Source organism: Flavobacterium sp., from assembly GCF_027484945.1.
Lineage (GTDB): Bacteria > Bacteroidota > Bacteroidia > Flavobacteriales > Flavobacteriaceae > Flavobacterium.
In genome coordinates, this window is sequence record NZ_JAIXRZ010000060.1 from 11500 (window position 1) to 25888 (window position 14389).

Genomic DNA, 14389 nt, shown 5'->3' on the forward strand with positions numbered 1-14389 from the left:
GGGAATTAAAATTTTGCCCCAATCGAAACGTAAAAACTCTGTCCTTCTCCAGGAAGTAAACCGGGACCAGGATAGCCCCCAGCACGGCGAGTAGCATATTTTTCATCGGTAAGGTTGTTAATTCCCCCACGAAGGTTGTAATTTTTAAAACGATATTCCATTCCAAAGTCGATTACTTTGTATCCGCCAATTCTACCATTGACTCCATTAGCTGTGGGTGTTACGGTATTTTGTGCATCGGTATATACAGCCCCGTTTTGACGTTGTTGTGCACTGATAGAGATTTTTTTGTACTCCCAACTGATTCCAAAGTTGTGAATGAATTCGGGCGCATTTTCTACCCGTTTTCCAGCTAGATTGGTGGTGGTAATTGTTACATTGGGAGCCGAACCGCTTACACTCGTTACCGCAAAATCATCATAGCGCGCGCTGATGAAGGCGCTGCTGGCAAAGGTTTTTAATTTACCCCATGTTTTTGGCGCTCCAAACACATCAAACCAACTGACATCTCCATACAGTTCGGCCCCTTTGTGGATGCTTTTACCCAAGTTGGTACGGAATGCAAAAGCCACTTGTGTAGGGTCGTCGTTGATAAAGCGATTTAAGGTACCAATACGGTTATTGTATACCATATAGAAGTAAGAAACATCAAAATTAATCCAATTTTTATACGTGCCGCGGTAGCCTAAATCGATGGTATATCCGTTGGCATCTTGAAGATTAGGGTCGATAACATCGGTCGTAGCCGGAGGCGTTTGATCGGAGAACAATACCGGACGGTACGCTTGGGAAATATTGGCATAAACATTAGTGGTACCGATTCGGTATTCCGTTCCTAAACCTAATAGGAGTTGAGTACGGTTTAACTCTTGGTTGGGCATCAATACATCATTACCGCTCACACGATTGAATAAACCTGAACCTACCGATTCAATGATTTCTAAACGCGCGCCAGGCGTTACGGTCCAATCGGGAGTGATTTGGAACATATTTTCTGCAAAAAGGGCGATATTACGTGTGGTAAAGTCCAAACTTCTCGGATAACCATCGCTTACGGTGAGGTCAAAATCGCTACCGTTGGTTCCTATTCCGCGTTGTCTGCGGTTGGTGTCGGCTTGATACATACGGAAACCAAATACTAAATGATGTTGACTTTTCCCAAGGGAATAGTTCCAAAGCGAACGGTTTTCTAAGCCGAAATTCACATAACGATCACGGTCCACTTGTCGGTTGGCATAGGCTAAAGTTATCGGATTGATTGCATCTACTACATTGGGAGCGGCGGTGAATCCCACACTATTGCGCTCGCCATAGAGTCCGAATAATTTGAAATCGGTCGTGATTTTTGGACTCCAACGTCCTGTAATAGTAATAGAAGCCAAGTTCCAGGGCGTACCCATCCAGTTGCGATCGCGTAACGATTGACGGTGATCGGCCGCAAATTGTACATCGGTTAAACCACCGGGTTGCTGCAGTTTATAGTCCATCGTAGTAAATTCCACTTGTGCTTTCCAGTGCGGTGCAAATTTGTAGCCTAAGTTGACAAACGAGTTGCGGATTTGATACCCTGTATTATCGCGCCATCCATCGGCTCTTCGGGCATGGTGGTAGGCGTAATAGGTAAATTTCCCATGTTTTCCTCCGATGGCATTGAAGCTGCTTACCAAGCCAAAACTTCCAACGGTATTTTGAGTTTCGTAACTGAATTTTTTCTCTGGGTTTTTTTTCAGTACATAATTCAGCAATCCTCCAAATTGGGGTCCAAATTGTAAAGAAGCGCCCCCGCGGATAAATTCAATTCGCTCAACAGCTTCCATTGGGGGATTGTAATATGCTTCAGGATATCCAAAAACGTCGGAAGAAATATCATATCCATTTTGACGCGTATTGAGTTCCCAGCTCCGGTTCGGACTCAATCCACGAACGGCTATATTGACTTGTATTCCTGATCCGTCGTTTTCCCAAACCGAAACACCAGCCATACGCGAAAAGAGTTCGCGGGCATTATTGTTGGTTCGATTAGCGTTGATTTCATTGAGACGTAAAACATCATTTTTCTTTCCCGAGTAGATGGTTTGCTGCTGTATGGTCGGCATACGATCGGGGGTTTGTTCTTTGATAAAAATAATGACCTGGTCAAGCGTAACAGTGGCCGTATCTTTTTTAATTTCTTGGGCTTGTATAATCAAAGTTGAAACTAAAAATAGGGAACATATAGGCAGTAAAAGTCGCATGTTTTTGTAAAATTTCGGCAAAGATAAATCCTTATTCTTATTTAGACAAAGTTTAAATAAAAATAATATAAAAATTAATAATTGTTTAATTCTTCAAAGCGATTGCTTAAAAATAAGGGGTTCAATCGGCTTGAAATAGGGCGCTTAATTGCAATAGGGGTTGTAGTGAAAATCCCGCAAAGCCGCTGTAAAAAGGCTGCGGAATTGCAACGCAAAACCCGACCCCGAGGAGTAAAGAATGTGTTTATAGCAAAAGGGTTACTCGGGGGATTGCCCAAAAATTAACACCCGCAATTACCGTCGCCACAATTGGAATCGTTTTTTTTCTTTTTCCGCTTTTTAAAGCGTTCATAGAGGTAAGCCAAGGCAATGCCTAACGCGAGGTAGACTACTAGTTCTTGAAAAGCCATTGGGATTTATTTTAAAAATTGAAAAGCAATTAAAGCCGTAACATACGCTACACCACTCATAAAAACCAACTGTATTAACGGCCATTTCCAGGAATTGGTTTCTTTTTTTACGATAGCTAAGGTACTCACACATTGCATCGCAAAGGCATAAAATAAAAGGAGTGAAATGCCACTTGCAAAGTTAAAAACAGGGGTGCCGTCGGCATGAATTTCGTGACGCATTTGTTCTTTAATCGTTGCTTCTTCCTCACTTTTATTACCTACTTTATATATGGTTGCTAAAGTACCTACAAAAACTTCTCGTGCTGCAAACGAACTCACAATAGCCACGCCAATTTTCCAGTCATACCCTAACGGTTTAATTACGGGTTCGATTGATTTCCCGGCAAGGCCAATATAGGAATGCTCCAATTTATATTCTGCGATCCAGTTTGGAATTACCGCTGGGTTGATCGGTTGGGGAGCATTGTATACTTTTTGTTGAATAATTTTTTCAGCATTTTTAAATTCATCACCTGGTCCATGCGAGCCAAGGAACCAAAGGATAACCGATAAGGCTAAAATAATTTTTCCCGCTCCAAAAACGAACGACTTTGTTTTTTCGACCACATTGATTCCTACGTTTTTCAACATTGGAATTTTGTAGCTTGGCATTTCAATTACAAAATAGGATTTGGTTTGTATTTTTACTAATTTTTGAAGGATAAAGGCGCACAATAAAGCCATTCCAAATCCAAGAAGATACAATACCATTAAAGTAAGTCCTTGCAAACTTATAAATCCGAACACATGTTTTTCGGGGATAATTAACGCAATTAAAATCGCATACACCGGCAAGCGCGCCGAACATGTAATAAAAGGGGTTACCAAAATGGTAATGAGTCGTTCTTTCCAATTCTCAATATTTCGGGCGCTCATGATTGCAGGAATGGCACAAGCTGTCCCAGAAATTAAGGGAACTACGCTTTTTCCCGAGAGCCCAAATCGGCGCATGATTTTATCCATTAAAAACACTACCCGACTCATGTACCCACTTTCTTCTAGAACAGATATGAAAAGGAATAGAAAGGCAATTTGAGGGATAAAAATAAGAATACCACCTATCCCAGGAATGAGTCCTTCTGCAATTAAATTAGTGAGTTCGCCAGCCGGTAAATGATTACCTGCATAAACCGATAATTGTGCAAATTTTTCATCAATAAAGTCCATCGGAACACTCGACCATTCAAAAATAGATTGAAAGATGGTAAAGAGTACAACAAAGAAAATAAGATACCCAAAGATTTTGTGGGTGAGCACACGGTCTAATTTTGCTCGAATATCACTGGCTTTCGATTGGTCAATGGTTTGTCCTAACTTTAAAGTGTCGTTGATAAATTGATAGCGCTTGATGGTTTCTTTTTGTTGGAGACGACGGAGTTCACTATGGGATTTCGTAAACGAACTTTTCATTTCATTACGTTCCAAATTCAAGAAGTTAACATCTTGTGTAATTACTAACCACAATTTATATAGCAATTGATTAGGGAACGCTTTACGCAATTTATCAAAGTATTCGGGATCAATAGATGAAGCATTTAAACAAGGTTCGGTAGGTAAAGAACGGTAGTCTAGAATTAATTTCTTGATGAGTTCAATACCGGTATTTTTTCGCGAACTGGTTAAGGCAATTTTTGTTTTTAGCTGTGTTTCCAGGTATGGAATATCCAAGGAAATACCTTTTAATTTCATGCGGTCACTCATATTAATCACCAAAATTGTTGGGATTTCTAAGTCTTTAATTTGTGTGAACAAAAGTAAATTACGCTTTAAGTTTTCTACTTCAGTTACCACGACGACGACATCAGGAAAATTATCGTCTTTTCGATTTAATAATAATTCGATTACTACATTTTCATCAATCGAACTAGCATTTAGGCTATACGTACCTGGTAAATCAATAATTGTTGCTTTCGTTTGATTGTCGAGGCGGCAGACTCCCGTTTTTTTTTCGACGGTAATTCCAGGATAATTGCCTACTTGTTGTTTTAACCCGGTAAGTTGATTAAAAACTGAGGTTTTACCAGTATTTGGATTTCCAATGAGTGCGACTTTAATAGACTGTTCTGCCATGTTGATGTATTAAAGCGTCACTTCAATTTGTTGTGCAGTTTCAATCCGAATTGCAACATGTGAATCATTGATATTAAAATAAAGTGGATCTCCTAAGGGTGCTACCTGAATTAACTCGGCTTTATTCCCAGGAAGACATCCCATCTCTAGTAATTTCAAAGGGATTTCCTCGGTGTTTATCTCGAGTATAGTGGCTTTTTGTCCAATTTTGAGTTCGGCCAACGCTATCTTCACTTTATTTAGATTGAATTAAAATACAAAAGTAGTTAAATGACTGTGATTATAGATGTCAAAAGATAAATTTAAGATTTGTTTTTATTCCTTTTCTTGGCACAAAAACTGAATATCTTCCCAAAGTTGTTGCATATTTTTGATGCCGGGTTCAGTAGGGCCATCTAAGTTGGTTCCGTCATAGAATCCACGAATGCGTTTTTGGGTGTCGACTAAAACAAAATTTTCGGTGTGTACCATATCATACATTGCAGAAGGTGCTCCTGTTTTTACGACTAAAAAAGATTTTCGTGCGAGGTAATAAATTTCTTTTTTATCTCCCGTAACAAGATTCCACTTGCCATCCATTACGCCTTTTTTCTTAGCATACGCTTTTAAAACAGGAACACTATCAATATCGGGAGTTACCGAAAACGAAAGCAGTTTTACTTTTGGGTTATTTTTTATTTTGTTTTGAAGCCATACCATATTATTGGTCATTTTCGGGCAAATACTTTGGCAAGTGGTAAAGAAAAAGTCGGCAACATAAATCTTCCCTTCGTAGTCTTTTTCGGTAATAATTTGACCATTTTGATTGGTAAAAGCAAATTTACCAATAGTGTGTTCCAAAGCGATATGTTGAACTGTAGAGTCTACCAATTCAGGATTCACATCATTGGGGGTTATAATAGGCAACGTCTTTATGGGTTTTAAAACCGAATAAAATGCGCTAATTGTAACTACAGAAAAGAGCACAAAGAATACAATAAGGTAGCGGTATCTTTTAGAAAATAAAGCCATTGTAATTTTTCACAAAAGTACGAACTACTCCCAAAAATTTGATTGATTTGAGGGGATTAAGTTGAATTTAACAACTTTTCAACTTCAAATTTTAATAGCTTTGTGAATCGAAGTTAAACGCTACCCTATATGAAAAACAAAAAAACACTTTCTTTTGCTTTGACCTGCGCCGTATTACTTGCAGTAGAAACCACAATGGCTCAAGACAAAAAAACAGGATTGAATCTGGATTTAATGGATAAATCGGTTAAGCCCGGCGATGATTTTTTCCGATATGTTAACGGCACTTGGTTTGATAAAACCGATATTCCTGCTGATCGCACCCGTTGGGGAAGTTTTGATGAACTGCGCCAAAATACCGACAAGGATGCATTAGCTATTTTAAAAGAGGCGGTAGCCAACAAAAAATTGGATCCAAAATCAGATCAAGCCAAAGCGGTAAACGTCTACAAAACGTATATGGATACCATTGCCCGAAATAAGCGCGGGATTGAACCTATTAAAAAGACCTTATTAAAAATTGAAAACCTAAAAAATAGCACCGACGTAAACAATTTGTTGATTGAAAGACAATCTTTAGGTGGGCTAGGTTTTTATGGAATGTCAGTTGGTGTGGATGCTAAAAACAGCAACCGCAATGTATTGAATATTGGTCCGGGCAGTTTGGGTCTTCCGGATCGTGATTACTATGTAGCTGAAGATCCCGATTCTAAAGAAAAACGTGCCAAGTATGTCGATCATGTTGCGCGTATGTTCCAGTATTTAGGATTGTCTGAATCCAAAGCAAATGAAGATGCGGCCCGGGTATTGGCTTTTGAAACCGCAATGGCACAGCCCCGTATGGATCGTGTTGAACGCCGTGACCGAAGAAAATCGTATAATCCGATGACCATTGCCCAATTGCAAGATTTAACGCCTTCTGTGAATTGGAAAGATTACATCGCAGCAGCGGGTATAAAAAGTATTGACACTGTTATTGTTTCACAACCGAAGTATATGAAAGTATTGGAAGCTTTATTTAAGGCCAATGCGATTGAAGATTGGAAAGCATATATGCGCTGGACACTTTTGAATAAATATGCCGATGAGTTAACGACCACTATTGAAAGAGCAAATTGGGAATTTTACAGTCAAACTTTGCAAGGAGCTAAAAAACAACGCCCTCGGGAAGAACGTGCTTTGCAAGTAGTTAATGGAACGGTAGGCGAAGCGCTCGGAAAATTATATGTAGAAAAAAAGTTTCCAGCTGAAGCCAAAGAGAAAGCAGCAAAAATGATTAAATATGTTTTCCGAGCTTTTGAAAACCGTATCAATAATTTGCCATGGATGGCCCCAGAAACCCGTATTGGAGCAGTAGAAAAATTACGTAAATCAACCGTAAAAATTGGATATCCAGACAAATGGAAAGATTATTCAAAATTGGAAATTATTGCTCAAGAAAATGGGGGTGCGTATTTTGAAAATATGGAAAATGTTTCCCGTTGGAACTTTCAACGCAATATCGATGATTTAACCCAACCCGTAGATAAAACCCGTTGGGGAATGACACCACAAACCGTAAATGCATACTACAATCCTTCTTATAATGAAATTGTATTTCCTGCCGCGATTTTACAACCACCATTTTATGATTATAAAGCGGATGATGCCGTAAATTTTGGAGGTATTGGTGCCGTAATTGGCCACGAAATTTCGCACGGATTTGATGATTCAGGCGCGCGCTACAACGCTGATGGGAATCTCGTCAATTGGTGGAAAGAAGAAGACTTAAAACAATTTACAGCCTTAGGAACTGCATTGGCTGATCAGTACAGTGCGTTACAACCGCTTCCGGGTACTTTTGTTGATGGTAAATTTACTTTAGGCGAAAATATTGGGGATTTAGGAGGAGTGAATGCGGCTTATGATGGTTTGCAGTTGTATTTGAAAGAAAATGGCAATCCAGGGCCAATTGATGGTTATTCTCCAGAGCAACGCTTCTTTATTTCATGGGCGACAATTTGGCGTTCGAAAATGCGAGATGAAGCAATTAAAAATCAAGTAAAAACAGATCCGCACTCACCCGGGATGTACCGTGCTTATGTCCCCTTGTTGAATGTAGAATCCTTTTACCAAGCATTTTCTATTAAAGAGGGCGATAAATTGTATTTAGCCCCCGAAAAACGAGTAAAAATTTGGTAATTCGATACTATTAAAATGAAAAGGCTTTCTGAAAAGATGGCCTTTTTTAGGGCGCTATTTGAAAGTTATACTTCCAGTTTTCCATTAAAAAATTGGAGTGGATTTGCTTTCCTTGACGATTGTCGGTTTCGTCAAATTCTGGTAAGGCTAAATGTGATTTATTTGCGGCGTTTGTGTAGTAAGTTTTACGAGATAGATGCAACGGATATACTGCATTAAGCGCGCCCTGTATAGCTTCCCGATGGATACATTCTTCTAAAATGGCGATACAGTCCGTTAAATGAATCAAATTCACAGGTGCTAGTGGTCGCGCAATATATTTTTGCCCAGAAAGCGTAGTAATGGGATGTCGATTCGGTCCAATTAATCCCCCAAAACGAACAATTGTAAAGGGATTACCTGAAGTTTGAATATATTGTTCCGCTCTAATTATTTCTTTTCCTGAAGGGGTATCGGGTTCAGGCAGGGTTTGTTCTGTTACATTATTTTGGTGCTCACCATAAACTGAAGTCGAACTCACAAAAATAAGTTTAACCGATTTATTGTGCGCTAACAATTCAAGTAGAGCAGCCAATTTAGTTGAATAGGCCTCATTAGGATTACTACGTAACTTCGGAGGAATGTTGATGATGAGGTGATTTACCTCCGAAAAAAAAGAATCCCAATCTCCTTCAACACCATTGTCGGTTAGCCGTAACCGATAGGATTCAATTCCAATATTTGTTAATACCGAAAGCTTTTCGAAAGAAGTGGTAGTGCCTTTAACATTGAAGCCTTTTTCCATCAACGCGCGCGCTAATGGTAATCCTAACCAGCCGCATCCCATAATCCCTACTGTAGTTTTCATATAACAAAGGTACGCACTCCAAATTTAAGGAGTTGAATTTTGCTTTAGGATTGGCTTGATTTTATTTACAATGACTACCGCATCGTTGAGGACAAAAGGTTTTGGCATTTGGGTTTTTAATCGTTTCGGAATTTTAAATAAGGGGTTTTCAAGCAAATCAAACGAACTTTCCATTAGCTCCAATTGAGGAATTTTTCCTTGAGACACCACAAAAGAAAAGACTAAAGGTTGATTGCGGGTAACATAATAACTCAGAATCTTATTAGACTTGCCTCCACCTATTTTATTACCATGCGCCAATGCTGTGACCCCATTTGCTTTTAAGTGTTGAATCGCTACTCCGTTTTTCACAAAAATATCATACCGGTTTACCTTGCGTTTTGGAGTTATTCGAATTTGATAATAGTGATTTTTACCACTAGTCGAATCGCATTCAAATGTGATTTCTGGCTGCACTAATGCTTTAATTGGTGCATGATTCATCCACCGGAACGCGTTGCCGTATTTGCTATATAATTGATTGTGGTTTAATACTTCGGCCTTTTGCGGTTTTTCACCTAAAAATTTACTTGTCCAAGTATCCAAATGGTCATCATAAGTAGTCCAATATGCTTTTTGTTTGTCTGCATCAAAAACATAGAGTAAACTATTTGGCTTTGCTTTATTGTGGGTAAATGGCGCCTCAAAGTGCGCTTTTATTAGGAAACATACTCCCAAAACTAGACTAAGTGTTGCCCAGACTTTTTTATGGGTAAATGAACCTAAAATGGGTAACAAAAGAACGAATACTAAAACAGTTAAGACTGCCGAACCTGGAAGCATTTTTAATCCAAGACCCACAGGGAACATCGTTATAAATGGAACAATAATTAAAAGTGTTGGTATTGCCAAGATGAGATTCCAAATACGATTGGATTGTTGGGTGGTGACATAAATACCAAGCATTAGTGTTGAACATAATAAAGGAATAACCAGAAAAGCAGCACCTTTTAGTTGGAATGCAATACCAATATTAATGAGTAACCATAAAAATAAAGCCGCTACTAATCGATTCATTGGAGTATATCGCGTGGTTTCTTTTTGGTAAAATAAAAAGCAAAAACCAAGCGTTATCGCAATAAAAGCATAGACATAATCATGTCCATTATAAGGAAATCCTTGAAGGATTGTTGAATAATCGGGATAAGCTAATTTGATGAGCCACCATCCTACAATTCCTAAAAATACGGCAAATAATAATGCTCCAATTAAAGGAAGAAATCCTTTTATTATTTCGTCGAGTTGTAAAACATGTTTGCCTAAACCTATAAATGTAAACCCTAAAAGTAATACTCCGGCAACAATAAGCATGGGTAAAATCCATTCAAAAGGATAATGAAAGAAACCACCAAATGGCAAATTGAAATAAACGGAATCGTTGGAACTATTTAGGTTGCTTAAATCAGTATTGGCAAAATAGCTTAACAAAGGCATGAGATAACTTCCTTGATGTGCTAAGGATTGGGGTGCTAGATTTTCAAAATAGTCTTGAGATGTATGGTAATTGTAGTGGCTATCAATAAATGCAAAATTATACCCTTGGATTTGACCTTCTTTTCTAAAAACAGTTAAATCGGTATCGTTAGGCAGCATTTTATAGATACTATAAAGCAATGAATTTGTAACAGGATATTCTACACCAGCTGCTTGAAATGCTTTTACCATATTCTGGTTCCCTTGATTGGTTTCCATGAGCATATAGCTTGGCCCGGAAGAGCCGCGCGCTTCAAAGTTTAAAACCACGCCTATATCTTTGGCCCAAGGATGTCGGGTAACAAACAAAGCAGCGCCATTGAGTCCGAGTTCTTCGGCATCACTAAATAGGATGATAATATCATTTTTGTGGGGAGTTCTTGCTTGTAAATAAGCGCGAATACCTTCTAAAATTGTTGCTACACCCGATGCATCATCGCTAGCCCCGTGTGATTTGGTGTGTGGCGCACTATCATAATGGGAAAGTAGTAAAAGTGATTTTCCATTTTGGGTACCTTTGATTCGCGCAAGAATATTGGTTGATTCGACCAAAGTGCCTTTTTCAGTCATGGTAAAGCCCCGTTGAATTTGAGGCTTTAATCCTAGCTTTTTGAGTGTTTCAAACAAGTAATTTTGAACGCGGGAATGATCAATTGAGCCCACATAATGCGGGTGTTTTGCAATAATTTTTACCTTATCCAAGGCGCGTTGAGTGGAGAACTCCGTTAAAGTTGCCGGTTCATTTACCTCATTTGATTGGGGCATCATCAGATAAAACAATAAACTGATTACACCTATAAGGAAAAAGCTTTCAAAGAGGTTCGTGTAATTTTTTTTCATATTCGCATTGCACGGTCAAGAATCCCTTTTAACCAGCACCAATTGATTATCTTCTGTTAGTAAATAGCCTTGGTTGTACACAAAGCGATACGTTTTTCCGGTTTTTGTCGTTAAAATATGGGTAATATACTCCAATTCAAATCCTTTGTACAACAATTTTTCGTGAGCAATTTTAGATTTTCCCTCTGCATTGAGTTCATTTAAGATGCGATAATTTTTTCGCAATTTATTATTTACGTTGCGCATCAGGTTAGTACTGTCTCTATTCATTCGGTTGTTGAATACATTACGGCAACCATCACAGCAAAATTTTTTGTCTTCGCGACCGCTGATTTGCACGTCGCATTCTAAACATGTTCGTTTCATAATCGTGGTTTTTAATTATCATTTTGGCTTAAAAAGGTTTATAAATTTCAGTTATCAAGAAATGTACATTCAAATATATAGAATATTTTACAAAGTTTGATTTATGCTGTAATTCTATCTATAAAAACCTATTTGAATTCGTTTACAAACATTTACATTCGGTAGTAAATGGTAAATAACCGATTAATAATATTCTAAATCCTCAATTTTGTCTTCATAATTTTCAAGCCAGTTACTAATCATTTAATTATTATAAGCCATGAAAAATCGAGTACAATTAATTGGCCATGTAGGCCAAGATCCTGAAATTAGATCTTTTGAAGGAGGGAAAAAAGTTGCCAACCTAAACATCGCCACTCATGATGTTTACTACAAGGAGGAAGGCGAGAAAGTGGAACAAACCGAATGGCATCGTGTGGTTGCTTGGGGTCGATTAGCCAATCTAATTGAAAAGTATGTTTCTAAAGGAAAAGAAATTGCCCTCAGCGGAAAAATTACCTATCGTAATTATGAAGATAAAGAAGGGATAAAGCGATACATTACTGAAGTCGTTGCGGATGAAGTGCTGCTGATAACTAAAAACTAAGGTTTAATTTTTAACATATTGTAAGCTATGAATGCAATTCGTAATACAGTACAATTGATTGGTCAAGTGGGACAAGAACCAGAAATTAAATCCTTTGAGAAAGGTAAAAAAGTAGCCAATTTAATTTTAACTACCAGCGATATTTATTATCGTGAGAACGGAGATAAAGTTGAACAAACCGAATGGCATCGAGTAACTGCCTGGGGGAAGTTGGCCGATATCGTCGAAAAACATGTTGTTAAGGGAAAAGAAATTGCAGTGGAGGGCAAGTTAACACATCGTTCGTATGATGATAAAGATGGCGAAAAACGTTATGTCACAGAAGTGACCGCTAATGAAATACTTCTTTTCGGGAAATAAACCTTGCGAAGGGTTCTTAGAGGGAAACGGTGGTTTTTAACCACCGTTTTTTGATAACAATACCTGCTTAGAATTTATTTTTTAACACGAAAACGTTTTCGATATCTAATAGTAGAGTAGAGTTCTTTTTTTTTAATACTTTTATCTGCTTAAAGGTAATTTACTATCCTAACTATGAAAGTATTGCGTCTTGTTTTATTTGGAGTTACCTTCTTCTTTGTGAGCTTACATCTTCAAGCACAGGTAGGAATTAATACTGCTAATCCATTAAGCACTTTGGATATTAATGGTAATTTGTCTGTAAAAACTGTAACCATAAATGGTAATGGTTCTGGAAATGGCGGCGCAGCGGTTTCAATTAATGACGGAGTTTACCTATCCTTGGTTCCTTTTGTTACTGATGACAAATTTCAATTACCGAGTCCTGCTTCATTTCCCGGGCGTATTTATATTATTAGAAATATTCAAAATACTGTAACTGCTCAATTGACAACTGCTTCAGGAATGTTTTTTCCTAAAAACTCCACAACAGGTTCGGCCCAATTGTATATGTATGAAGGCAATTTACGTACAGTGATTGTAATCAGTGATGGGGTTAATTGGACTTATATAAATTAACTGTCAAATAGTTGTTGTAATGTGTCTAAGAATTGCCCTATATGGACGCCATCCACAAGGCCATGATGCACATGAATTGATAGTGCCATAGTTTTTCTTCCCTTTTCTTCGATCATTTTACCAAACGATATTTTTGGACAACTATCGTGATAACTAAAGCCGCGCGCATGAGATAATCCGCTAAAATCAACCCAAGGAATACTTGAAAAATGGATTAAATTTTCATTTGGAAATTCACGAGTGAAAAGCCCTATTGTATTTTGAACACGATTAATTTCTTGCAATGCTTTGCAATTAAATTCTGAAAGTTCCGGATGAAATTCAATCAGAGAGAAACCAAAAGTTTGATCTTCTCGCATTATAGTTGCAGATGCATTAATTTGTTCAAACAGCCACGGTTCATGTTCGATAATTCGTAATCGAAACGGTTCGCATGTATTAATCGCAGTTAGTGTTTGATGTAAGTAATAAATAAAAAAAGAAACGCCAATTTGTTTTGCTTTATCATAAGCTTTGGTACAATCTATACGGGTGGTTAATCCATAGAAGGGTTCTTCCATTTGTTTGTAAAACAAAAAGTGTTCCTTGCGATTCCAAGAATCGAGCTCAATTTTAGTTTTTGAACTCATTAGAAATGATTTAATAAATCAGTAATTTTTGAGAGTGATTGAAATTTTGGGTGTTTTATTTCAAAATCAATTCGCTCGTATTCCCAGGTAGTATGATAGGGGATATGTATTCCCGTGCCTCCTATATTTAACACAGGAAGTACATCCGATTTTAAAGAATTACCAATCATCACAAAATCCTCGGGTTGTATATCCAAACGTTTAAGCATTTTTTCATAATCCATTTCGGTTTTATCACTCATCACTTCAATGTGATGGAAATAGTGACCTAAGCCGGAATCATGAAGTTTTCGATGTTGGTCTTTTAAATCGCCTTTAGTAGCTACTACTAAACGGTATTGACTTTGTAAAGCTAGTAATACATTTTCAACATCGGGCAACAATTCAACTGGTTTTTGAAGTAGCTCTTTCCCAATTTTTATTATTTTGTGGATGTGCGCTCCCGAAAGCTGATGATTTGTTAATTCCAAACCCGATTCAATCATGGAAAGGACAAAGGCTTTGATGCCAAAACCATACAATGGTAAGTTATTGACTTGATTTTGAAGAATCAATTGCAATAGTTCTTGCTTTGAAGCATAATTCTCAAAAAGCAAACAAAATTTATCTTGCGCTTCATCAAAATAAGGGTCATTGTGCCATAAAGTATCGTCAGCATCAAATGCTATTATTTTAAATTTCAT

Annotated in this window: 14 protein-coding genes; 4 read left to right on the forward strand and 10 right to left on the reverse strand. The window is 37.8% G+C overall.

Annotated features, from left to right (window positions below; all coding sequences use genetic code 11):
• Nucleotides 1-5: 5 nt before the first annotated feature.
• The 5 genes from Q0039_RS08325 to Q0039_RS08345 form a co-directional block, all read right to left on the reverse strand.
• Entirely contained in the window at nucleotides 6-2234 is a 2229-nt protein-coding gene (locus Q0039_RS08325; RefSeq protein WP_297511574.1) for a TonB-dependent receptor, read from the reverse strand.
• Between the two features lie 281 nt (nucleotides 2235-2515).
• The gene (locus Q0039_RS08330; protein WP_297511576.1) at nucleotides 2516-2644 is read right to left on the reverse strand and encodes a FeoB-associated Cys-rich membrane protein; all 129 of its coding nucleotides are present in this window, start codon (nucleotides 2642-2644) and stop codon (nucleotides 2516-2518) included.
• A gap of 6 nt (nucleotides 2645-2650) precedes the next feature.
• Nucleotides 2651-4756, reverse strand: coding sequence for a ferrous iron transport protein B (gene feoB, locus Q0039_RS08335; protein WP_297511577.1), 2106 nt, complete (start codon nucleotides 4754-4756; stop codon nucleotides 2651-2653).
• A 9-nt stretch (nucleotides 4757-4765) separates the two neighbouring features.
• Nucleotides 4766-4990, reverse strand: coding sequence for a FeoA family protein (locus Q0039_RS08340; RefSeq protein WP_297511579.1), 225 nt, complete (start codon nucleotides 4988-4990; stop codon nucleotides 4766-4768).
• Between the two features lie 81 nt (nucleotides 4991-5071).
• Nucleotides 5072-5767: an SCO family protein gene (locus tag Q0039_RS08345; protein WP_297511581.1), complete on the reverse strand. Its 696-nt coding sequence runs from the start codon at nucleotides 5765-5767 to the stop codon at nucleotides 5072-5074.
• A 195-nt stretch (nucleotides 5768-5962) separates the two neighbouring features.
• Between Q0039_RS08345 and Q0039_RS08350 the strand changes: the two genes are divergently transcribed.
• Entirely contained in the window at nucleotides 5963-7948 is a 1986-nt protein-coding gene (locus tag Q0039_RS08350) for a M13 family metallopeptidase (protein ID WP_297511626.1), read from the forward strand.
• A gap of 46 nt (nucleotides 7949-7994) precedes the next feature.
• On the opposite strand, the gene Q0039_RS08355 is transcribed toward Q0039_RS08350, so the two are convergent.
• The 3 genes from Q0039_RS08355 to Q0039_RS08365 are packed head-to-tail and all read right to left on the reverse strand — an operon-like array spanning nucleotide 7995 to nucleotide 11513.
• The gene (locus Q0039_RS08355; protein WP_297511583.1) at nucleotides 7995-8795 is read right to left on the reverse strand and encodes an NAD(P)H-binding protein; all 801 of its coding nucleotides are present in this window, start codon (nucleotides 8793-8795) and stop codon (nucleotides 7995-7997) included.
• A 24-nt stretch (nucleotides 8796-8819) separates the two neighbouring features.
• Nucleotides 8820-11147: a M28 family peptidase gene (locus Q0039_RS08360; RefSeq protein WP_297511584.1), complete on the reverse strand. Its 2328-nt coding sequence runs from the start codon at nucleotides 11145-11147 to the stop codon at nucleotides 8820-8822.
• Nucleotides 11148-11162: 15 nt separating this feature from the next.
• On the reverse strand, nucleotides 11163-11513 hold the full coding sequence (locus Q0039_RS08365) for a hypothetical protein (protein WP_297511586.1): 351 nt from the start codon (nucleotides 11511-11513) through the stop codon (nucleotides 11163-11165).
• Nucleotides 11514-11772: 259 nt separating this feature from the next.
• Between Q0039_RS08365 and ssb (Q0039_RS08370) the strand changes: the two genes are divergently transcribed.
• The 3 genes from ssb (Q0039_RS08370) (at nucleotide 11773) to Q0039_RS08380 (ending at nucleotide 13077) form a co-directional block, all read left to right on the forward strand.
• On the forward strand, nucleotides 11773-12099 hold the full coding sequence (gene ssb / locus Q0039_RS08370) for a single-stranded DNA-binding protein (RefSeq protein ID WP_297511588.1): 327 nt from the start codon (nucleotides 11773-11775) through the stop codon (nucleotides 12097-12099).
• A 27-nt stretch (nucleotides 12100-12126) separates the two neighbouring features.
• Nucleotides 12127-12459, forward strand: a complete 333-nt coding sequence (ssb, locus tag Q0039_RS08375; protein WP_297511590.1) for a single-stranded DNA-binding protein — start codon at nucleotides 12127-12129, stop codon at nucleotides 12457-12459.
• Nucleotides 12460-12633: 174 nt separating this feature from the next.
• Nucleotides 12634-13077: a hypothetical protein gene (locus tag Q0039_RS08380; protein WP_297511592.1), complete on the forward strand. Its 444-nt coding sequence runs from the start codon at nucleotides 12634-12636 to the stop codon at nucleotides 13075-13077.
• On the opposite strand, the gene Q0039_RS08385 is transcribed toward Q0039_RS08380, so the two are convergent.
• Nucleotides 13074-13706 carry a chloramphenicol acetyltransferase gene (locus Q0039_RS08385; RefSeq protein ID WP_297511594.1) on the reverse strand — a complete coding sequence of 211 codons (633 nt, stop codon included), beginning with the start codon at nucleotides 13704-13706 and terminating at the stop codon, nucleotides 13074-13076. The two genes, Q0039_RS08380 and Q0039_RS08385, sit on opposite strands and share 4 nt — an antisense overlap.
• A complete protein-coding gene (locus Q0039_RS08390) occupies nucleotides 13706-14389 on the reverse strand; it encodes an HAD family hydrolase (RefSeq protein ID WP_297511595.1) in 684 nt (227 codons plus the stop codon). Before Q0039_RS08390 ends, Q0039_RS08385 begins: the two co-directional genes overlap by 1 nt.

What these genes read in the sequence shown, in the direction of transcription:
- Q0039_RS08325 (WP_297511574.1), bottom strand. Translation starts at nt 2,234, where the DNA reads ATGCGACTTTTACTGCCTATATGTTCCCTATTTTTAGTTTCAACTTTG.
- Q0039_RS08330 (WP_297511576.1), bottom strand. Translation starts at nt 2,644, where the DNA reads ATGGCTTTTCAAGAACTAGTAGTCTACCTCGCGTTAGGCATTGCCTTG.
- feoB (WP_297511577.1), bottom strand. Translation starts at nt 4,756, where the DNA reads ATGGCAGAACAGTCTATTAAAGTCGCACTCATTGGAAATCCAAATACT.
- Q0039_RS08345 (WP_297511581.1), bottom strand. Translation starts at nt 5,767, where the DNA reads ATGGCTTTATTTTCTAAAAGATACCGCTACCTTATTGTATTCTTTGTG.
- Q0039_RS08350 (WP_297511626.1), top strand. Translation starts at nt 5,963, where the DNA reads ATGGCTCAAGACAAAAAAACAGGATTGAATCTGGATTTAATGGATAAA.
- Q0039_RS08355 (WP_297511583.1), bottom strand. Translation starts at nt 8,795, where the DNA reads ATGAAAACTACAGTAGGGATTATGGGATGCGGCTGGTTAGGATTACCA.
- Q0039_RS08360 (WP_297511584.1), bottom strand. Translation starts at nt 11,147, where the DNA reads ATGAAAAAAAATTACACGAACCTCTTTGAAAGCTTTTTCCTTATAGGT.
- Q0039_RS08365 (WP_297511586.1), bottom strand. Translation starts at nt 11,513, where the DNA reads ATGAAACGAACATGTTTAGAATGCGACGTGCAAATCAGCGGTCGCGAA.
- ssb (WP_297511588.1), top strand. Translation starts at nt 11,773, where the DNA reads ATGAAAAATCGAGTACAATTAATTGGCCATGTAGGCCAAGATCCTGAA.
- ssb (WP_297511590.1), top strand. Translation starts at nt 12,127, where the DNA reads ATGAATGCAATTCGTAATACAGTACAATTGATTGGTCAAGTGGGACAA.
- Q0039_RS08380 (WP_297511592.1), top strand. Translation starts at nt 12,634, where the DNA reads ATGAAAGTATTGCGTCTTGTTTTATTTGGAGTTACCTTCTTCTTTGTG.
- Q0039_RS08385 (WP_297511594.1), bottom strand. Translation starts at nt 13,706, where the DNA reads ATGAGTTCAAAAACTAAAATTGAGCTCGATTCTTGGAATCGCAAGGAA.
- Q0039_RS08390 (WP_297511595.1), bottom strand. Translation starts at nt 14,389, where the DNA reads ATGAAATTTAAAATAATAGCATTTGATGCTGACGATACTTTATGGCAC.